Origin of the sequence: Achromobacter sp. Root565, assembly GCF_001427425.1 — a bacterium.
Taxonomy (GTDB): Bacteria; Pseudomonadota; Gammaproteobacteria; order Burkholderiales; family Burkholderiaceae_B; genus Achromobacter; species Achromobacter spanius_D.
In genome coordinates, this window is record NZ_LMGO01000001.1 from 1445801 (window position 1) to 1466945 (window position 21145).

Annotated in this window: 13 protein-coding genes; 3 read left to right on the forward strand and 10 right to left on the reverse strand. The window is 64.9% G+C overall.

Annotated elements, in window-relative coordinates; genetic code table 11:
• Positions 1–43 precede the first annotated feature (43 nt).
• The 3 genes from ASD71_RS06435 to ASD71_RS06445 all read right to left on the reverse strand — a co-directional run bounded on the left by ASD71_RS06435 (position 44) and on the right by ASD71_RS06445 (position 4168).
• Positions 44–2515 (reverse strand): TonB-dependent siderophore receptor, encoded by a 2472-nt coding sequence (locus ASD71_RS06435; protein WP_056561280.1) that lies wholly within the window; start codon positions 2513–2515, stop codon positions 44–46.
• A gap of 138 nt (positions 2516–2653) precedes the next feature.
• On the reverse strand, positions 2654–3649 hold the full coding sequence (locus ASD71_RS06440; protein ID WP_056561281.1) for a FecR domain-containing protein: 996 nt from the start codon (positions 3647–3649) through the stop codon (positions 2654–2656).
• Between the two features lie 21 nt (positions 3650–3670).
• Positions 3671–4168 carry a sigma-70 family RNA polymerase sigma factor gene (locus ASD71_RS06445; protein ID WP_056561283.1) on the reverse strand — a complete coding sequence of 166 codons (498 nt, stop codon included), beginning with the start codon at positions 4166–4168 and terminating at the stop codon, positions 3671–3673.
• 312 nt (positions 4169–4480) lie between these two features.
• On the opposite strand from ASD71_RS06445, the gene ASD71_RS28180 reads away from it, so the two are divergent.
• Entirely contained in the window at positions 4481–4636 is a 156-nt protein-coding gene (locus ASD71_RS28180; RefSeq protein ID WP_175121543.1) for a hypothetical protein, read from the forward strand.
• Positions 4637–4667: 31 nt separating this feature from the next.
• On the opposite strand, the gene ASD71_RS06450 is transcribed toward ASD71_RS28180, so the two are convergent.
• The 3 genes from ASD71_RS06450 to ASD71_RS06460 all read right to left on the reverse strand — a co-directional run bounded on the left by ASD71_RS06450 (position 4668) and on the right by ASD71_RS06460 (position 9453).
• Positions 4668–6422 (reverse strand): diguanylate cyclase, encoded by a 1755-nt coding sequence (locus ASD71_RS06450; RefSeq protein ID WP_056561285.1) that lies wholly within the window; start codon positions 6420–6422, stop codon positions 4668–4670.
• A gap of 250 nt (positions 6423–6672) precedes the next feature.
• Complete coding sequence (locus ASD71_RS06455; protein WP_056561287.1) at positions 6673–8223, reverse strand: sensor domain-containing diguanylate cyclase; 1551 nt, start codon at positions 8221–8223, stop codon at positions 6673–6675.
• A gap of 111 nt (positions 8224–8334) precedes the next feature.
• A complete protein-coding gene (locus tag ASD71_RS06460; RefSeq protein ID WP_056561289.1) occupies positions 8335–9453 on the reverse strand; it encodes a site-specific integrase in 1119 nt (372 codons plus the stop codon).
• Between the two features lie 214 nt (positions 9454–9667).
• Here ASD71_RS06460 and poxB point away from each other — a divergent pair, with 214 nt between their 5' ends.
• Entirely contained in the window at positions 9668–11395 is a 1728-nt protein-coding gene (gene poxB / locus ASD71_RS06465) for a ubiquinone-dependent pyruvate dehydrogenase (RefSeq protein WP_056561290.1), read from the forward strand.
• A 253-nt stretch (positions 11396–11648) separates the two neighbouring features.
• Positions 11649–12701 carry a DNA-binding protein gene (locus ASD71_RS06470; RefSeq protein WP_056561292.1) on the forward strand — a complete coding sequence of 351 codons (1053 nt, stop codon included), beginning with the start codon at positions 11649–11651 and terminating at the stop codon, positions 12699–12701.
• A 122-nt stretch (positions 12702–12823) separates the two neighbouring features.
• Here ASD71_RS06470 and ASD71_RS06475 read toward each other — a convergent pair whose 3' ends face one another.
• From ASD71_RS06475 to ASD71_RS06490, 4 genes are all read right to left on the reverse strand, one after another.
• Positions 12824–13633: a response regulator transcription factor gene (locus ASD71_RS06475; RefSeq protein WP_235512029.1), complete on the reverse strand. Its 810-nt coding sequence runs from the start codon at positions 13631–13633 to the stop codon at positions 12824–12826.
• Between the two features lie 197 nt (positions 13634–13830).
• The gene (locus tag ASD71_RS06480; protein ID WP_056561297.1) at positions 13831–17100 is read right to left on the reverse strand and encodes a hybrid sensor histidine kinase/response regulator; all 3270 of its coding nucleotides are present in this window, start codon (positions 17098–17100) and stop codon (positions 13831–13833) included.
• 9 nt (positions 17101–17109) lie between these two features.
• On the reverse strand, positions 17110–18327 hold the full coding sequence (locus ASD71_RS06485; RefSeq protein WP_056561299.1) for an EAL domain-containing protein: 1218 nt from the start codon (positions 18325–18327) through the stop codon (positions 17110–17112).
• The gene (locus ASD71_RS06490) at positions 18324–21140 is read right to left on the reverse strand and encodes an ATP-binding protein (protein WP_200949361.1); all 2817 of its coding nucleotides are present in this window, start codon (positions 21138–21140) and stop codon (positions 18324–18326) included. The genes ASD71_RS06485 and ASD71_RS06490 overlap by 4 nt, the downstream gene beginning before the upstream one ends.
• Between the last annotated feature and the right edge of the window lie 5 nt (positions 21141–21145).

The window sequence follows — 21145 nt, forward strand, 5'->3', positions numbered from 1 at the left end:
TCTGCAATGGGCAGATGGTAGAACGATCATTCTCCAAAGTCAATCACCAGTTGTAGCGCAGCGTCGCGAGCACCACGCGGCCCGGACCGTAGAAGCACAAGTTGACGTTGTTGCACGAGGCGACGTAGGCCTTGTCGAACAGGTTCGACGCGTTCAGGCTCAGCGTGGCGCCCTTCATGGCCGGGCTTGCGCGGCCCAGGTCATAACGGATCGCGGCGTCGGCCAATGTCACCGAAGGCACCTTCACGGCGTTGTCAAGGTCGCTGTACGTGGTGCCCAGATAGCGCGCGCCCGCGCCGAATCCCAGTCCGGCCAGCGGCCCCGTGTCGATGGTGTAGTCGACCCACAGCGACGCCATGTGCGCGGGCACGCCGGCAAAGGGCACCTTGCCGATCTGTTCCGGGTAGTTGCTCGACACCGTCGTGATGTCCGTGTAGGTGTAGGACCCGACGATATCCAGGTTGCGGGCCAGCGATGCCTTGCCTTGCAGCTCGAAGCCTTCCGAGCGCACCTTGCCGGTCTGCACCTGCGAATTCGCGTGTTCGGGGTCGCGCGTCAGCACGTTGCGCTGCTCGATCTGGAACACGGACGCCGTGATGAAGCTGTCGAACCCCTTGGGTTGGAACTTCACGCCCGCCTCGTACTGCTCGCCCTTGGTCGGACGGAAGGGCGTGCCGGCGTAGGTGGTGCCCGCTTGCGGCCGGAATGACGTGGCGTAGCTGACATACGGCGCCAGCCCCGTGTCAGACAGGTACACCATGCCGATGCGGCCCGCGAACGCGTTGTCGTTCTGCTGCGTGCGTGTACCGGTCAGGTTGTTGCGCGTACTGGCTTCTGACCAGTCCATGCGGCCGCCCGCCGTCACCACGACCTTGTCCATGATCTTGACTTGATCCTGCGCGTACAGGCCAAGCTGGCGCATGCGCTGGAACGTATCGTTGTAGATGGGCGGCGCGTCGATCTGGTAGCCGTAAACCGGGTTGAACGGATTGATCGGCGGCACGCCATCCATGCCGAATCCCAGTTGAGTGTCGAAGCTCGACTGCTGGTAGTCCAGACCGAGCAGCACGGTGTGCGCGAATGCGCCCGTGCGGCCCTGGTACTGAAGCTGCGTGTCCAACGCAAGCGTGCGCGCCTTCTCGTCCGAGCTGAAGGCGTAGCGTTGCAGGGACTGGTAATCCGGCTCGCCATCGGGCAAGGTGCCCCAGCCCAGTTCCGAGATCAACGCGCGGTAATGCGTGCGGTTCTGGTTGTAGCGGGCGTTCTGGCGCACCGTCCAGCTATCGTTGAACTTGTGCTCGAACAGGTAGCCCAGCATCGCCTGGTCCTTGTCGTAGCGGTCGAAGTCCGGCTCGCCCGAGAAGAAACTGCGCGAGATCCGGCCGTACGGCGTGGGCGTCAACGTGCCCACCGACGGCAGCCACTGATCGGTGGAGCCCGCCCGGATGCGCTGGAAATTTGTCAGCACGGTGAAGTGCGTGGCGGCGCTGGGCTGCCACGTGAACGACGGCGCAATGAACGCACGTTTGTCGCGCACCGTGTCCACTTCCGTATCGGCGTTGCGGCCCTGGCCGGTCAGGCGGTACAGCCATTGCCCGTCTTCTGTCACCGGACCGCTGAAGTCGAAGCCAAGCTGCGCGCGGCCCGGGTCGCCCGTCGTGAACTCCACTTCGCGCAGCGGGGTCTCGGTGGGCCGCTTGCTGACCTGGTTCACGATCCCGCCCGGCTGGTTCTGCCCATACAGCAGGGACGCGGGTCCGCGCAGCACTTCCACACGCTCCAGGGCATACGGATTCACGTCGTACGAGCCGTAGTAGCGGGTCGCGAGCGCCAGGCCGTCCAGGTAGATGCCCTGGTTGGACGCGGCCACGCTGAAGCCCCGCACCGTGATGTTCTGATGGCGCAGGTCGTCCGCCAGTTCGGCGCGAACGCCGGCCTCGTAGCGCAGCGCCTGCTCGGTTTTCTGAATGGCCTGCCACGTCATCTGGTCGCGGGTCACCACGGAAATCGACTGGGGCGTTTCGATCAGCGGCGTATCGGTCTTGGTGCCCGTCATGCTGTACGCTGCCACGAATCCCTCCACGGGGCCCCACGCGCGGCTCGACAACGGATTGGCAGCCACCTCGATCGGCGCCAGCGTGGCAACCGGCGCCTGCGCCGCCGGCCGCAGCGCGTAGCTGCCGTTTGCCAGGCGCTGGGCAGCCAGGCCCGTGCCGGACAGCAGCGCGGCCAGCGCCTCGGCGGGCCGGTAGGCGCCACTGACGCCGGGGCTTTGCCGGCCTTCGACATCCGCAGCCGAGTAGGACAGCATCAGTCCGGAATCACGGCCGAATTGCAGCAGCGCGCCGGCGAGCGGCCCCGCGGGAATGCGGAAGTTCGTGGTGGCGGTCTGCGCTTGCGCCGCACCCGGAAACGCCAGGACGGCGGGCAGGGCGCTCGCGATGCCCAGTGCCAGGACCAGGGCGCGCAGGGCTGGCCGCGGTTGGCGCGGCCTCTTGAAGGCGGGAAGACTCATTGGGTTCTCGATGTCGTTGGGAGTGAAGACAGGGACTTCAGCTCCTATGCCACGCGAGATCGGAAAACCCATCACGGAACCTGAAAATAATTTGCGGGTATGGGAGAGGGGGAATGCGCCGGCCCGCACGGGCCAGATTCAAACCGCCGACCCGCGCGGTCCGATTGACACCCAATAGCGCGTCATCGAGCGCATCGATACGGGCAGCGTCAGCGCCAGCGTCTCGAGCACCTTGTCGGTATTGCCCAATGGATACACGCCGGATACGCGCAGGTCCGCCACCGCCGGATCGCAGCGGATCACCCCGGGGCGGTATCGCGACAGTTGCGCCAGGAAGGCGTCAAGCTGCATGTCGTGCGCCGCCAGCACGCCATCGGTCCAGCTCAGATCGCCCGCGCGCGCCGGCTCAGGCGTTTGGACCTCGAGCGCGGTAAACGCGGCCTGCAGGCCTGCCGCCAGTTCGCGCCGATGCGCCGGCGCCTGGGCCGGCGTCACGATAAGCGGACCCGTCACGGCGTGGACGAGGCTGCGCGCGGCCTCCAGCCGCAGCGCAAGCCGCGATCCGGGCGTTTCGACCTCGCCGTGGCGGGTCTGCACGATAAACGGCGATGCCAATGCGTCGCGGGCGCGCACCGCGTCCACCAGGATCTCGCCGCGCGTCAAGCGAATGCGCCGCCCATCGCCGGCGCCGATATCGATCGCGCTATCCGTGTTGAGCAGCACGGTGGAGCCGTCGGGCAGCGTAAGCCGCCGCTGCTCGCCCACGCGCGTGCTGGCGTCGGCCAGCAGCGGCTGCCAGGGTTCTGTGCGCACGGCCCACCACGAGGCGCCTGCACCGGCCGCCAGCAGCGCGGCGGACTTCATGAAACGGCGGCGGCCGGTGGCTGCCGGGTGCGCCAGCGTCGCGTGCGCCAATACTGATGGCAATCCCGCCACGTCGCCCGCGCAGTGCTGCAGATGGTTCCATGCGCGCGCGTGCTCGGGGTCGGCCGCCATCCATGCGCGCCACGCGTGTTGCAGTTCGGGCTTGACCGCATCCGCGCGCAGCCGCACGAACCAGTCGACGGCTTGCCGCGCCACGGCGTCGGCAATCGGCGCCGCGGGCGCAAAGCGCGAAGGATCGGAAATGCTCACGTCGTGATCTCCCGGTCCGCGTCAAAAGAAGCACTGCAGCAACGCGCGGGCGACGTAGCGCTGCACCGTCGGCAGGGAGACGCCAAGCGTCGCGGCGATTTCGGACTGCTTCATGCCGTCCACCTGCGCCAGCAGGAACGCCCGCCGCACCGGCGCGGGCAGCCCACTGAGACGCCGGTCGATCTCGACCAGCGTCTCCAGCACCATGGCGCGAGACTCGGGCGAGGGCGCGAACGTCTCGGGCAGATCCGCCAGACTGCGCAAATAGGCCTGCTCGATGTCGCGGCGCCGGTAAAAGTTGGCCAGAATGCCGCCGGCCACCGTCGACAAGAATGCGCGCGGCTCGCGAATGTCGGCGCGCGCATTCCCGAGCACCCGCAGGAAAGTGTCATGCGCCAGATCGGCGGCATCCGTCGCGCTGCCCAGGCGCCTGCGCAACCATCCCAGCAGCCATCCGTGATGGCTGGCGTACATCGTGGTGATCGAATCCGCTGGTCGGGGAGGAGGGGATTCGATCATGGTTGGCCCGGCGAGATGGGTATGGTCGAGAATGAGAATGGATAGCGATTATAGAGGCGGCATTTGCCGATTGGCACGCACTCGGTACTCCTGCTTGCTATTTCTGTCAACTTCGTGCTAAAATCTTTTATCTATCGGCAAAACCCGCACTATAAGAACAACATTACAAGTGCACCACTAAGATTGCCGATATCTCTTCCCGGCGCCGCCTGCCTTCTGAATGCTCCCCCGCACCCGCGGCATTCATGGCCCGCCAGAATCTGTGCATGGTGCTCGGCGGGGGAAGCCATGTGCCTGTCCAGGAGCATGCTTATGACTCATCAATTGACTGCCAAGAAGGGAAGCTTCGAGATCCCCCCGCTGAATTGGAAAGCGCCCGAATCCAACAAGCAGTCCGACCGTCACGACGCGCCGTCCCGTAGCGCCGAGACCTCCAAGCAGGCCGACGTTTCACGCGTCAAGTCGTAATCCGGCAAGCCTCCGGGCCGCCAAGCCGGTTTCACCCCAGGGTGCGTTGCTGGACCTGATTGCGCCCATTCAACTTCGCCAGATACAAGAGTTCGTCAGCGGCCCGGAAAAGGCCGCTGACGGATTCGGCATGGCTCCACGAAATACACGCCACGCCAAAGCTGGCCGTCAGGCCGAACGTGACGCCGGTCTCTGACGTCACCGTGCTCGCGCCAATGCATGCGCGCATCCGTTCCGCCATCTCCACCGCCTGCTGCGCGCCGCGCGTGCGGCACAGCACCGCGAATTCCTCCCCGCCCACGCGCGCGACCACGTCTGACTGACGCCAGGTTGTGCAGCACAGGTCGGCCACGGCCTTCAGCGCCAGGTCGCCGCTGGCATGTCCGTGCGTGTCGTTGATGGTCTTGAAGTGGTCGATATCGAACAGGATGAAGGCCAGCATCGGCTGGCTTTCATCCCAATGCGCGCGCGCCGCCTCAAACCGCTTTTCAAACGCACGCCGGTTCAACAGTCCCGTCAGGTAGTCCGTCTCGGCGGTGTGCGCCAGATCCGCAATCAGCCTGTCGCGCTCCGCTTCCAGGCGTTTGCGCGCCGCGGCGTTTTCCTTAAGCACGCGCAGCGCATTGAAGACCTCTTGGACTTCGCCGTGGTATTTGCCCAGTGGAATCTTTGCCGGCGTCGACCCGTTGGCGACCGATCCAATGATGCGCGTGGCCAGCGCAAAAGGCTGGATCACGCGCTTTCGGAATTGAACCAGCGCCGCCGCCAGCGCCGCTACGAGCAGGGCGGTCGCCGCCAGGGTCACGGCGAGCAACCGGGCCGCTGACACGCGATGCGCGTCGATGTGGCGTTCCATCTCGTCCAGCAGCACGTCGCGAAATTCCGTGATGGCGCCCATCAACGGCACATACGCCGCAGCCAGCTCGCCGGTCGAGACCGATGCGTCGTCCCACTGCCGCGACGCCTGGTCGCGCACCCGTTCCAGATAGGCGAGGCCTTCCCCGAAATAGCGCTGCTCCATCCGCGCATACATCTTGGACGCCTGCGCATCCGGATGCGTTGCCATCCGCGCCCGGATCAGCGCGTGCAACGCGTCGATCCGGCCCAGCACCCGTTCGATGCGGAACTGCTCCTCGGCGGTCAGCTTCCGATGCCGGCTCAGGGCGGGCGTGTAGGTCGAGCCCAGCAGGCCGGCCTGTTCGCGCAGTTCGCTGGCCAGCAGTGCCAGCGTCAACAGGCTGGGCGCATTGGCTTCGCTGCGCATGACCAGCCCCGCGTTGACGGCCAGGCTCGCCTGCCATTGGGGAATGATGCGCACCATGGCGCTGACGCCGTCCCATAGCATCTGCCCGGATAGCTGATCGCGCGGGATGGCGATCAGCCGGTCCACGTCCTGGCGCGCGTCAGCCAGCGCCTGGCGTATGCGTTGGATCTCACTGCGCTTGGCCTTGCCGTCCGCGCCGGGATGCAGGGCTAGCAGCGCCTCGATCAGGCTGTCCGTGTTGGCGCGCGCGGCGGCCAGGGAGGTCATGACCGCTTGCGGCACGGGCAGGGCAGAACCCAGTGCCGCGTTCATGGGACCGCGCTCGGCAGAGGAATGCTCCAGGACACGGATCGTCGCCCGCACCGAGGCAAATGCCTGCCGCGCGTCCGACGCCGCGCCGTACGACTGCCAATTCTGATAGAGCAGGATGCTGGCCAGCACCGACACCAGCAACAGCACGCCGACAGCCAGTGCAATGAAATGACGTTCCAGCGATTTTGGCGCGACGGCAGGGCGCAACATCTCGGCGTGCAGGTCCAGGCAAAGTCGAAGCTGCGCAGGATACTGTAAATGCCCCTACCCAAAACGTTGTTTTGGCAGATTCCGGTCTATTTCAATTTGTGGTGGCAAGAATATTTCGCTGCAATGCGGTTGATTGCGATTTTCTGCGAAAACTTGCAGGGGAGGGGCGCGCCATGCCTTGCTGCGAAATAGGCGGGTACAGGTCGGCGCACGTCTCGTGCATCAAGCTTCGTGTATCAAGCTTCGTGCATCACGCTTCGTGCATCACTACGCGGTTGCGCCCCTGCTGCTTCGCCACGTAAAGCGCGGCATCGGCGGCCCGGAACGCTTCGTCCACGTCCGGCCCGGTCGACGGCCATTGGGCAACGCCAGCAGACACCGTCACACGGTTGGCGCCGTGCAATGGCCGCTGCGCGATGTGCGCCCGCAGCCGTTCGGCGACATTCACCGCCTCCGGCGCAGCCACGCCGGGCAACAGGATCAGGAATTCCTCGCCGCCATTGCGGCAGAGCACGTCCGACGGCCGCGAACATTCGCGCATGATCTGCGCCATGTCGCGGATCACCTCGTCGCCCACGGTGTGGCCGTAGGTATCGTTGATCCGCTTGAAATTGTCGATATCCAGCGCCACCACCGAAAACGGCGTGCTGCCGGCCTGCATCTGATCCACCGCGTCCTGCGTGCCGCGGCGGTTGCGAAGCCCGGTCAGCGGGTCCGTGATGCTGGCCAGGTTCAGCTTGCCGATCTTGTCCTGCAGGCTCGTGAAGCTGGCCATCACGGCACGCTTGAGTCGTTCGGCCTCGAAATACCAGGCTTTCACGGACTGGACCCGCTGCATCGCCACGGCCACGTCCTGATGCTCCACGTTCGTGGCCAGTTGCGACAGCGGTAGCGAAATCATCCGGGCGCACCACCAGATGGCCAGCAGGAAGGCCACCGCCAGTGGCGCGGCGTAGCCCAGCAACGCCCAGATCAGGTCGTGGATCGGTTCCAGCGTGATCTGGGCGGGCCGTTGCGCGACCACGCCCCAGCCGCTGATGGGCACCGGCGCGTATCCGGCCAGCATGTCCACGCCCTTGGTGTTGATGACGCGCATCGCCCCCGTGTTGCCCTTGATCACCGACGTGACCACCGGATTCGTCAATACCGTTTCGCCGACGCGCGTGGGATCCGTGTGATAGAGAAGCTGTCCTTCGCCGTCCACCACATACAGATAGGATCCATCGTGGTAGTGGTGCTTGCCCAGCAGCTCATTCAACGCGCTTTCGTTGCGCAGGTAGATCGTGCCCCCGAGGTACCCCAGGTAGGCGCCCTCGTTCGAAAAGATGGGGTGCGTGACATTGATCAGCAGATTGCCCGCGATCGACACGTACGGCTTGCTGATCATGGGCTGGCGTTTGCTCAGGGCGGCGCGGCTGCCCGGACTGTCGACCTGTGTGCCCAGAAAACTGCGGAAGGACGCCGTGGTCGCCAGGATGGTGCCGTCCGCGCCCACCACGCCCACCGAGTTGAAGCTGTCCGTCTGTTGTTGCACGCGCATCACTTCAGCGGCCAGCCGATCCGGCGACTCCATCAGATCCGGCATGTGCCGGGCGCTGTATCCCAGTTGCTGCTGCGCGGATCTCAGAAAACTGGAGGCGCCTTCCGCCAGTTTCGTGGCGTAGACGCGGTTGGATTCGAGCGTGTTCTCGATCAATTGCTCCCGCTGCACGCGATAGCTTGCATACAGGGCATTGGCCGTGGCGGCGATGGCGCTGAAGACGGTAAGCGCAAGCACAAGCCCGCGAAGATTGATTTGCATGGGATCGGAACGGGCAGGGGACAAGCCGGCGCCCGGTCGCTCATCCTGAATCCGAAGAGAATCGGTCGGGATAAAGGCCGGAGCGCGGTGATTGTAAGGCGACTGCAAGCATTACGGCAGGTTGTGCGGATCCTGTAGGGCTGGCTCCTGCGGGTCGTCCAGCAGGCGTGCGGCGGGTGACTGAGCAGCCGCGCCGGCGCGAAAATACCCCATCACCGTCGCCACGCTGGCATGGCCGGTCATCGCCATCGTGTCGCCCAGCGGCACGTTGCGTCGCCCGGCTTCCGTGACGAATCCCGAACGCAGACTGTGCGCCGAATACGCGCCGTCCAGTCCGGCCAGCCGGCTGCGGTCCAGCACGATGTCGCGCACGGCTGCGGCGGCCAGCGGTTCGCCCAAGACATCGCCGCGCCTGACCCGGCGGAAGATCGGCCCTTGCTGGATGCCGCTCGCCGCCAGCCAGTCCGCCAGCGCCTCGGCAGCCTTGCCCAGGATCGGTTTCTGGTCCTGGGCCCGCACGGCGCCCGTCTGGTTGGTCTTGGAATGCGCCATCGTATAGAGATAGCCGTCGCCCGTGCGCCGGGTGTTATCCATCGTGGCACGCACCACCTCCGACCGGCGCCGGCCGCCGCTGGCCCAGGCAAACAGGAGCAGCGCGCGATCGCGCTTGCCGCGCAACGTGTCGTCGCAGGTGTCCAGCATGGCCTCCAGCGGTTCGCGCGTCAGCGCCTCCTTGCGGGCGGGCGCCACGCCGCGGCGGGCATAGGCCCGGCGGGTCTTGGACACCAGCTCCCGCACGGCGGGGGTGCGGCAGGGGTTCGGGTGCCCCAGCAACTCATGCGCCTTCGACAGCACCGACAGACGCTGCAGCAGCGTGTTCAGGCTGGGCGCGCCCAGCCGGCCCTTCGCCTTCAGCCGCACCAGCTCCCGGTCCAGCGCCAGCGGCAACTCCCATTCCAATCCGCTCCCGGAAGACCGTTGCGCGTGGTCCACCACAAACTGAATGACCGCCGCCTCGGACACGGGCAACGCGAAAGCGCGGCCATACCGCAGCCCAAACCAGGCTGACCAGTACCGGATCGCCGCGCGGTAACTGGCTGCCGTATTGGCGGAACTGCCTTCGCGCAGCAAATCGCGCACTGCCGCGTCCGCGTGGCTGTCGAGCGTGTCCGGATCCAGCCGCGTCAAGGCGCCTGTCACCGCCGGCGTCGTGCCTGGCAAATCATTCATGTTTCCGCGCCCATGGCAGATAGCCGTCCCTTTGGTAATAAAACGATCAAATAATCCCGTCATGTTAGCTGGTGGGCATGGCGCGGCCGGGATCCGGCCATTAGGTTTGGCCGTGGGGTGCGGTGCTACGATTTCCGCACGCAAGTCAACTTCCGGCGCTTGGGCCAAACCATAGCGGTAAGTGTCCCGGCGGCGTTCCTTCAAGGAGCATTCCATGGCCGCAACCGTCGCAGATTATCTCGTCAACGTGCTTGCCGAAGTGGGGGTCCGCCGCATCTGGGGCGTGACGGGCGACAGTCTCAATGGACTGAACGACAGCCTACGAAGAATGGACCAGATCGAGTGGATGCACACCCGCCACGAAGAGACCGCCGCATTCGCCGCCGGCGCCGAGGCCGCGATTACCGGCACGCTGGCGGTATGCGCCGGCAGTTGCGGTCCGGGCAATCTGCACCTGATCAACGGCTTGTTCGATTGCCAGCGCAGCCGCGTCCCGGTGCTGGCCATCGCCGCCCACATCCCGTCGTCTGAGATCGGGCTGGGATACTTCCAGGAAACCCGTCCCCAGGACCTGTTCAAGGAATGCTCCGAATTCGTCGAACTTGTCTCCAATCCGGCGCAACTTCCCGGGATACTGGCCCGCGCCATCAACACGGCGGTCGGCAGGCAAGGGGTGGCGGTCCTGGTGATACCCGGCGACGTGGCGCTCGCGGCCGCGCCATCGGATGCGCCGGCATCGTGGCCGTTGCCTCCCGCGCGCCCGCACATCCGCCCGGACGCAGCGGCGGTCCAGGAGCTGGTCCATCTGCTGTCTGGAGCAGGGAAGGTGTCGATACTGGCCGGCAGCGGCTGCTCCGGCAGCCACGACGCGGTCGTCGCGCTGGCCCAGCGGCTCAAGGCGCCCGTCATCCATGCGCTGCGCGGCAAGGAACACGTCGAGTGGGACAACCCCTACGACGTCGGCATGACCGGCTTCATCGGCTTTTCGTCCGGCTACCACGCGATGGAGAACGCCGACCTCCTGCTGATGCTGGGCACGGACTTTCCGTATCGCCCGTTCTATCCCAAGCACGCAAAGATCGTGCAGGTCGATCGCGACCCGAGCGCTCTGGGCAGGCGTGCACCACTGACGTTGGGCATTGCCGCGGACGTCGGCGAGACCATCGCCGCGTTGCTGGAGCAGCTTGACGAGCGCCAGGACAGCGCCTTTCTCGACGCCGCGCTCCGCCATTACCGGGATTCCCGCAAGGAACTCGACAACCTGGCCGCACCGGCGCCGGCAGGCCGTCCGCTGCATCCGCAGTATCTGGCCCGCCGCATCAACGAACTGGCCAATGACGATGCCATCTTTGCGGCGGACGTCGGCTCGCCAACCGTGTGGGCGGCCCGATACCTCACCATGAACGGCAAACGCCGCCTGCTGGGCTCCTTCAACCACGGCTCGATGGCCAACGCGATGCTCCAGGCGATCGGCGCGCAGGCGGCGGCGCCGGGGCGGCAGGTGATTTCCATGTCCGGCGACGGCGGGTTCACGATGATGATGGGAGATTTTCTGTCCCTGTCCCAATTGCAGCTTCCCGTGAAGATCATCGTCTTCAACAACGGCTCACTTGGCTTTGTCTCCATGGAAATGAAAGCCGCCGGTTTCCTGGATACGGGGACGGACCTGTCAAACCCCAATTTCGCCGCCATGGCAGAAGCCGTCGGCGTCCGAGGCATTCGAGTCGAATCGTCGGAATTTCTGGATGCCGCCCTGCAGGAAGCGCTGGCCCATCCCGGCCCGGTGCTGGTCGACGTGCTGACCTCGGCGCAAGAGCTGATCGTCCCGCCCAAGATCAAGCTTGAACAAGCCAAAGGGTTTGGCCTCTACATGCTGAAGGCCATCATGAACGGCCGGGGCGACGAGGTGATTGAATTGGCCAGGACGAATTTGGGACGGTGAGGGGCGCGTGTTAGGCGGCGCGTCCCTTCCGAATCCCGTCTCAAGCGCTAAAAAAATTCTGCAGAGGTGGCGCAGCGAAACGCGCCGCCACTGCGGTCTCTTTTCACGCCAAAGCCCCAGCGGAGCGCTGCCAGATCGTTGTGTATTAAATCATACGTATGCTGTATGATATAAAACATCGATTCTCAGCAAGTCACGATAAGGTTCCATTATCGTGACTAATCCGGCGCGTTAACCCGACTCAAACATCATCATGGCCACTGGAATCACCGAATCAGACGTCTGGTCCGCCGCGGACGCGCTTTTGCTTGAAGGCGCACGGCCCACCATCGAGCGCGTACGACAGAAGATCGGCCGAGGCTCCCCCAATACGGTCAGTCCGCACCTGGAAACCTGGTTCCGCGCGTTGGGCGCCCGCATCCAGGATCCGCGCGCCTTCGCCGCACCGCCCGCCGTGCCTGATCCGATCGCGCAGGCGGCTACGCATTTCTGGGAAGCGGCGCTGGCCGCGGCGCGGGCAGAACAGGCCCAGGCCTATCAGGAACGCTGGGAAGAGCTCGCCAGTGAAGGGGAACGGTTCGCAGCGCAGGCCGAACAGCTGGAACAGCGCGAAGCACAATTGCTCGAGCGCGAGCGGGACCTGCAGGAAGCCCTGAAGGTCGCTACGGCCCAACTGGCAACCACGGAGGCCCGCTTGCAGGCAGCGGAAGGGCAATTGCGTCAGCGGGACACGGCGCTCGCCGCCACGCAGGACAGCCTGGAGGATGCGCGCGGCGCCAACAAGGCGTTGCTGGCAGACGCAGAACAGGATCGCGACCGCCACGCGCAAGCTATTGCCGCTTTGGAATCCCGCCACGCCGCCCACGAGCGGCGGTGGCTCAACGAGCTGGATGTAGAGCGCGGAGCCGTAAAGCGTCTGCAAGCTCGCCTGGACGCGTCCCAGGCTGCCGCCCAGCAGCAGGCAGATCAACTGCGAGACGCGCTTGCCGCCGCGCAAGAGCAACTTCGTTTGTCGGACCAGCAGGCGGCAGCCTTGCAGGCGCAAGCGCTGGCAGACCAGCGCCTGCAACACACCGAAGCCGTCGCCGCCGCCAATGCGCTTCAGGCCAGCCAGGTGCGAGAATCCGACATGGCGCAACGCCTGGCCGCCGCGTCCGCGCAGGTAAACGATCTGCTGGCGCAATTGAAGTCGCGGGACGCCCAGTTCAGCGACCTGGCCAATCGCTTGCTGGCGATTCAGGAAACGTCTCGGCCAGCGCCGTCGCCGCATCAACAGGACCCGGCGGAAGCCGAGCGTTCCGAATGACGCGGTAGCCGACGCGCAACTGGCAGTCCGCGACCCCGTACGACGGGATGCGTGACAGCACTGGGAAGTGGCGTAAAAAGATGCCCCGAATGACCAATCGTCCGGGGCATCTTTGCAGACCCTCAGGAAAAACCTTGCTCGTCGGCGTACCGGAGCAGCTCGGCGTTGGTTTCGATGTTCAGCTTGCGCATGGCCGACTGTTTTTGCGTGCCGATGGTTGCCACCGACCGGTGAAGGCGCCGCGCGATCTCGGTGACGGAAAGCCCCTGCGCAAACATCCGGACCACCTCAAGTTCCTTGGGCGACAGGCCCTTGGCCTTGCTTGCGCGCCCCATCGTTACATCGTTCTGGCTGAGCCGCTGGCTGATGCTGTTCGACAGGATCGGACCGCTTTCGCTCAGCGCGCGGACGCAGATGGACACCAGTTCGTCGATCGGCTCTTCCTTGCTGACGATGCCCGCCACGCCGACCTGGCGCAGCTGGTTCAGAATGCCGCTGTTGGACAGCATCGTGAAGACCACGATGGGAATTTCCGGGAACAGGCGCTGCAGCCGTTCAATCAGGCGCAAGCCGTCTTCGTCCGCGGACCGGGCGGCCATTGAAAAGTCGGTGACGATGAGATGGCAGGGATGACCCTGCACGGCAGTGACGAGTTCGAGGCCCGAGCGCGCCGTGGCGACCACCGTGAACCCCGGCACCTCGTTCAGGGAATCCGCAAGCGCGAGGGAAATGATGGGATGGTCGTCGGCGACGATGATCCGCACATCCTGATCGGACGAAAGCTTCATCATGGTCCCGCCATCGTGTTGATGATCGAATGAGCCTGGTGTACCCGGGTGCCCGGACTGCGACACGGCGCGGGGAAGCCGGTCCATGGCTGGCCCCACCAAGCTGAGAGCGCCACGATTTTCGGTACTTCCGTCGGTGAGCATTTTATGTTCAAACTCCACTGAAAAGGCGAGGAGAAACGGTTGGGCTGCAGGCAGAAATACGCGCCAAACGGGCTGCCAGGGCTATTGCGAAAGCCGCAGAATCTACCGTCGGCAACACACCTGATACATAGACAAGCTTCGAAAGCCCGTCGCCGCCATCCCAACAAGCGGACTGATCGAAGGCTAAATTTTGTAGGCTAGAGCTTCGCCAGCGTGTCGCGCAGCAGTCTCACAACCGCGTGGCCCTCCGCCTGGGCCGCTGAGCCCAGGCCCGCGTTGCGCAACTGGTCTTCCAACGCCTCCAGACGTTCGGTAATGGCTGTCATCTGCATGACGCTCAACGCGCCGCGCATCCGATGCAGCGTGCGGCCGAGCAGGCGCTGGTCGTTCATCTCCAGAGCCCGGACCATCTGCGCGATGTCGGTTTCCATCGTGCTGACGAACAGTGCGCGGTATTTTTCCGGGACGGCCGGCGCGGGATCGGGTTGCCGGGATGCCCGCGGCTGCGCCGCGGCTTCGGCAATGTCGGCCGATGGCGTGCCGGTTCCCTGCAGATGCCGGCGCAACGTGGATAGACTGATCGGCTTGACCAGCCACGACGTCATGCCCGCAGCCAGGCAACGCTCTTCTTCTTCGCGCATGGCATTGGCGGTGACACCGATGACGGGAATGGTGGCGCCCTGGGCCCGCAACGCTTTCACGAGTTCATAGCCGTTCATGCGTGGCATGTTCACGTCGGTCAGAACCACGTCGTAACGCGTAAGCCCCCACAGCATCAGCGCTTCCGCGCCGTCTGACGCCACGGTGACCTCGCACCCGAGTTGTTCAAGCTGGTGCTGCAAGGTCGCTTGATTGATCGGGTTATCTTCGGCGACCAGGATCGACAGGCCCAGCGGGGCAAAGGCGCCGATGTCGGTTTCCGGGGTCAATGCATGTTCTCCGCGAATCGCGGCCAGCATGCCGGCGGCAATGTGCTCGACGCTGGTGATGACCCGCACGGTACGGGCGGTGGGCGGCTTGGCGCTAGCGCTGGCCAGCACATGGTGGCCGGGCCAGTCGTGGAGGTTGCCGCTGCCGGGATACAGCACGTCCACCAGGATGTCGTCGGGCGCGCCAGCGGGCAGGGGAGAGGGCGCGGGAACCGCCTTGGCGCCCCAGCGCTTGAGCCATTGGCAGACGTTGTCGGATAGTTCGTGGTGCGGGCTTCGGACATGGACGCACAGGTTGCTCAGATCGGGCGGACTGGCAGGCTGGCCCGTCGCCACTTGCAGCGGCAGATCCAGCGAGAAGCTGCTGCCCAGCCCAAGCTCGCTGGTGACATGGATGCTGGTGCCCATCAGCCCGGCCAGGCGCGCGCAGATGGATAGGCCGATGCCGGCGCCGCGCACCGTATGCGAGCCGCTGTCGATCTGATAGAAGGGAACAAAGAGCTGCGCCTGTCCTTCCTTGGGAATGCCTATGCCCGTGTCGACCACCTGCAGCCGTAGATGCGTTTTGTCGGCCAACGTTTGCGCCACCGTCAGCCGCACGATCACGTGCCCGGAATCGCTGAACTTGATGGCATTGCTGAGCAGGTTGCTGAGGATCTGGCGGATGCGCACCGCGTCGCCCGTCATCCATTCGGGCACGGCGACGTCCACGCAGCAAAAGAGCAGCAGCCCCTTCTGTTCGGCCATCGCCGCGTAGGAGTTGGTGCATTCTTCCACCAGCTCGCGCGGATTGAAATCCGAAAATTCCAGCGCGAGCTGTCCGGCTTCGATCTTGGTGATGTCCAGGACATCGCTGATGAGCTGCAAGAGGATCGCCGACGAACTTTGCATGCGCTCCAGGTGCTGGCGCTGTACCTCGTCCAGCGTGGTGAGGCTCAGTAGTTGCAACGTGCCCAGCACCCCATAGAGCGGCGTCCGGATTTCGTGGCTCATCGTGGCCAGGAAGGTGGACTTGGCTTCGCTGGCCTTGTCCGCTTCGCGCTTGGCGTCTGTCAGCGCCTGCTCGATCACGGCGCGGGCGCTGATGTCGGAAAAAGCACACAGCACGACGTCCTGGTGGTTGTAGCGGGTGGGCGCATAAGCCACGTACAACGGACGTCCATCCGTGGACTGGAAGCTTGCAATCGTGCCCGGGCCGGCCGCCCCGAGCACCTGCCGCAGGAACAGGTTGGTCTGCGGCGAATTGTCCAGTTCCCGGCCGGCCTCGGCGCCCAGCCATTGCAGCGCCAGGCTGTTGCCAAAAACGACTTCACCCCCGGGTCGCGCCAGCACGCACAGCGCCACGGGCGCGGTCTCGATTAACGTGCGGCTGAATTCTTCCTTTTCGACGATGTCGCGTTGGGCGTTTGACGCCGGGGCAATGACGTGGCGGCTGTACCAGCGCGAGGACACGATGCCGGTGCCAAGACTGAGCAACAGCAGCAGGCCGGCGATGGCCGGGAGCCAGAGGTTGTCCTGGAAGAAAGCGCCATAACTCACGCGATAGGTGCCGGTCCACACGCCCGACGGGTCCGTGATGCGCAGAACGATGCCTTCTGCCGTGTATTCAAGGCCGTCCTTGGACGCGGCCGGGCCAGGAGGCTCGCCCAGCAGCAGCCCTTCGCTGCGGTGGGTCAGCCAGAATCCGCCATGCAGCGGCTTGCGCAGCGTCTTTTCAAAGATGTTGATCCGCTGGTGATTGAATTGCGTGGTCGCGTAGACGGCGGACGTTCCGTCCTGTCCCGTGGACCAGACCGACTGCGGCATGTCGGCGTAGATGATGCCCAGCATGCTGCCGGCAAGTGCCTCCGACCGGAACCAATGCACGCGCTTGGATCCCGGCGTTTCGCGATTTCCGGGAAGATCTTGCTCGATGAGACGTTGGCGCACCGTCTGCAGACGGCGCAATTCCGTTCTGACCGCGTCCGTGACGGCCAGGAAAGCGGCGGGGCTCAGGCGCTCATACCCCGACACCGCGCCGACGGCAGGCACGCTCATGCTGATGCTGTCAGCCTGGTTGACCAGGAAGATCGTGGAGGCGGGGTAGTACGACGCCGCCCAGAAGCTTGAATAGAAGTCGGCCACGAAACCGCCCAGGTTTGCTAGCCGGCGTCCGGCGGTAGGGCAGTCCGACGCCTGCTCGCACGCCAGCGAGAACGCCATTTCCGCATAGGTGTGCTGTCCTTCGAAGAGCTGCATGCCGAAGCGCTCCGGCACATCGGTCGCATGCAGGTTGATCGTCGTAGACAGGCTTTCGGCGGGGAGCGACGCGTTGTGGGCCCGAAGCTTGCCCAGGAATTGCTCCTGCGCCTGGATGTAGCCGACCAGGATGGAGAAATCGAGCTTGAGGCGATCGCGCTCCTGATCGACGATGCGGTTCAGTCCCCAATAAAGCGCGCCAATCAGGACCAGCGCAAAGGGCAGGATGCCGAACAGGGCAAAATTCAGCCAGCGAGACGTGCGGGTGATCCGGGCAAACGGAGTATCGGGCTTTCGCATGGCCGGCTCTTACCGTTGCACAGGGTTCGTGGCCTGCCGCGCGCTGGCGAGAAGCTGGCTGAAGCGATCGGGGCCGACGGCGGCCGAAATGAAATACCCTTGTGCGCAGTCGCAACCGATGCGCCCAAGAAAAGCAAGGTCGTGGGCCGTCTCGACGCCTTCGGCGGTCACCTGCAAGCCCAGTTGCCGGCCAAGCTGCACGGACGACACGAGCGCTGCCGCCTGGCTTTCGTCATGGGCCGCGCCGCTGACAAAGGCGCGATCGATCTTCAGTTCGGTGAATGGCGTCGAAATCAGGCTGTACATGGAGCTGTAACCTCGGCCAAAGTCGTCCTGCGCCAACCCGAAACCCTTCAATCGCAACCGGCTGGCCCCCATATAGTATTGGCCTTGTATGGCCGGTGTCTCGTCCTCGAGTAGCTCGAAGGTGATTTCGGGCGCCGCCACCCCCTTATTTACCACCAGGTCCTCGAGTTCGTCAGGCAGATCCGGGTCGTCCAGAAACTGAGTGGGCAGGTTGACGGAAACGGGTACTCGAAAGCCTATCCGGCGCCAGTTCAGGTGCGCGTTCAGGGCGTCTTCAAGGATGCGCCGCAGCAACGCCTTGTCCAGCCCGTGCCCGCGCACGGCGGCGAGAAACGTATCGGGCGACAGGCAGCCTAATGCCGGGTGCAGCCACCGCGCAAGCGCTTCGGCGCCGACGATTCGCCCGCTGGTGAGCGATTGCTTGGGTTGGAACCAGGCTTGCAGGTGCCCTTGTTGCAGCGCGTCCTCGATCGAGGCTCGGTCCAGCGCGGGGCTCGTCAGGCGCCGGACGCGCGGTGGCGCCAGCTGGTCGCGGCAAAGCAGGCTGGCCAGTTGGGAGGCGTGGTGCGGGGTAAAGGGCTTGGAAAATGAGCCCAGCACGGCAAGCCCCTTTTCCTTGGCCATCATGGCGACGCTGTTGATGATGCGGGGTAGACAGGCCGACACGATTGCCAGCCTGGGAGGGCGTTGCTGCCGGGCGAGCCGGTCGATGAACTGCACGCCATCCATGCCGGCCATGTTCAGGTCGATCAGCACCAGGTGATACGGCTGCCGCGCGATCTTGGCCAGGGCGGTCTCGGCGGATGGCGCCACGTCTGCCGGGCCAAATCCGGCCGACGCGAGCTGATCGGCGAGGTGAACGCATTGAAACGGATGATCGTCCACGATCAGGACCCGGTACTCCGACAGCTTTCTCGTCATGCGGCTTCCTTGAAGGGCATTAGCGCCTGGCACAACGCGGCGATTGGCAACGGCTTGAGCAGCACGGTGTTCATACCGGCTTCCTTGCTGCGCTGCAAGTCCTCGGTGAATGCACTGGCGGTGATGCCCACGATCGGTCGGGTGTAGCCCTGCCGTCGCAGTGCGCGGGTGAGGGCGTAGCCATCCAGCTCGGGCATGTGCAGGTCAGTCAGGATGGCGTCGAAATCAGGAAGTTCGGGCAGGGCCAACGCGTCGTTGCCGTCTGCCGCCATGACCACCGTGCAGCCCAGGTGTTCAAGCTGTTCTCTCAAGATCTGCCGGCTGACCGGGTTGTCCTCGACGACGAGCAGGTGCATGTCGAGCGCGTCGCGCGACGGCTCCAGCGCGGCTGGCGCCTTGGTGGCGACGCTGTCCTGCGCCAGGCGGACTGCCGCGATGATGCTGGCCAGGCTATGGCTGTCGGCCGTCCAGGTGTTTCGAGTAGGCCGCGGCTGGACGCCCGGCGGTTGTGCAAACACCCGGGCGCCGCTCCAGGCGGCCGGCGTCAGATCGCGTGACCAGGTTTCCACCAGGACGCCGCCTTGGCGCCGGCCATGCAAGGTGGCCTTGTAGGGCATTGCCAACGCGCCGCAGTGACGCAACCATTGGCACAGATTGGCGACCAGCTCGTTGTTGGCGCCCCGCACGAAGACCGGCCTGGGATCCAGCCGTACGCCCAGGTCCGCATGTGCGCCGTTGACCCGCGGCAGGGTCAGGATGAGCGACATGCTGGTGCCCAGGCCGGGTTCGCTGACGGCGCTGAGTGTTCCGCTCATCATCTCTGACAGCCGCCGGCATATGGCAAGCCCGAGACCGGTGCCATGGACATTCTGGTTGGAACCGGTTTCAGCACGGTAGTAGGGCTCGAAGAGGCGCGCGTGGTGCTTCGCCGAGATGCCCATGCCGGTATCCGCCACCTGGAACTTCAAGGTGGCGAAATGCGCATCCTGGCCGAGTATTTGCAGGCGCAACACCACCTGGCCCGAACCGGTGTACTTGATGGCGTTGTTGACGAGATTGTTGAGGATCTGGCGAACGCGGGTGGCGTCGCCCAGGACCCGCGCCGGCGCTGCCACGTCGGCCAGGGCGTGCAGGAGCAGTCCCTTGGCGTCGGCGCGCGCCGCATAGGTTCCGATCACGCTATCCAGCAACTGAACCGGCGAAAACTCCGAGGTTTCGAGCTTCAGGTAGCCGGCCTCGATGCGCGACAGGTCGAGCGTGTCGTTGATGGAGCTGAGCAAGGTTGCCGAAGACTGCTGCATCGTTTGCAGGTATTGCTGCTGCTGGCTGTCCATGGCGGTAAGGCCAAGCAACTCGAGCGTGCCAAGAATGCCGAACAGCGGCGTCCGGATCTCGTGGCTCATGGTGGTCAGGAACACCGTCTTTGCGTGGTTCGCGGCGTCGGCGTGCAGCTTTGCCTGGGTAATGGAATGCTCGACCCGCTTGAACGCGGTGATGTCGTTGATGCCGCAGAGGATGACGTCCTCGGCGCGGTAGGTGATCGGGGCGAACGTCAGGTAGAGGCACCGGCCGTCGTCCAGGGCGTACTCGCGTTCGGTGCAATGGCCGTCTTCGGACAGCAGCCGGGCCAACAGCGACGGATCTTCCAGCAGCCAATCCCGCGCGAGTTCGTTTGACAGCAGCGGCATGCCGTCGGCACGGCGCAAGAGGCACAGACCCACGGGCGCGACTTCGACCAGTCTTCGATTCAGCGAAACGCTTTCGGCCAGGGCTTCGTATTGGCGCAAGGCGGGGGCGACGAGTTTCTTGCGGATGTACCGTATGCCGAAGATGACGGCCGCGCAAAGCAGGAGCGCACCGCCCAGCGTGGCCTGGATGGCGTAGGCGGCGTCGCCCAGGATCCGGCTGACCGGCGTGTAGTAGACAAGCCGCCAGCCGTCTTCGCCGACCGATTTGCTGAGAACGACGTAGCGGGGCAAGAGGCCCGGGCCCCACCAGCCGAACGCGTCCTCGCGTCCGGCGTGCCGGCTCAAGCCCGCCAGGATTTGCGGGTCGTCCGGGCTGTGCAGCACGGGCGCACCATCCTGATCATGCAGGATGTAACTGCCGCCACGCAAGGAAGACAGGTCGATGGCCGCGTTGATGTCGCCGAGTTCGAGGCCGATCCACCCCGCGCGGGGCGCGGAGGAGTCGACGGGCGTGTACAGGTACAGCGGATTGGCGTTGTGCAGGGGCGGCTTGAGCCAGGTGATGGCATTTTGCCCGCCGTGCGCCGCGTTGGGATCCGCCATGGCGAGCTCGCGTGCGATCCAGGATTGCGCGGCGTCGTCCAGACTTGCGCGTTGACCGGGGCGCGGCGCGACGTACGTGGTCTGCCCATTGCGGATGGAACTGAACAGCAGTTGGGTGTGCGCGAACGCAATGTCGTTGAGGTCGCGCGGGGTGAGAATCAATGCCCAGTCGTAGGCGTTTGGTTCTTCGTGCAGGGGAAAGACGTTGATCTGCCCGGTGTTGCCGAAGTGCCGCGGGGTTTCGGAGGGGGGCGCGGCATCGGTATTGCGGACCAGGCTGGACGCCAGCGAGCGAAGCAGCGACTCGCGCTGATCGAAGAAGATCTGCGCGTTGTACGCGGCGGCGTTCATTTGCCGGCGGTAAGTGGAAACCGAGCTGGTAAACGACCAGTAAAGCAGAAATGCAGCGGCCGCCGCGATGCAGGCAAGCAACGCGGCGGCGAAAAGATGCAGGAGCAGCGTGGGGGCTCGGGGGACTGGCTGGACGTCTGGCGCGAGGGTGTTGGATTCCTTGACAGGCATGCGCC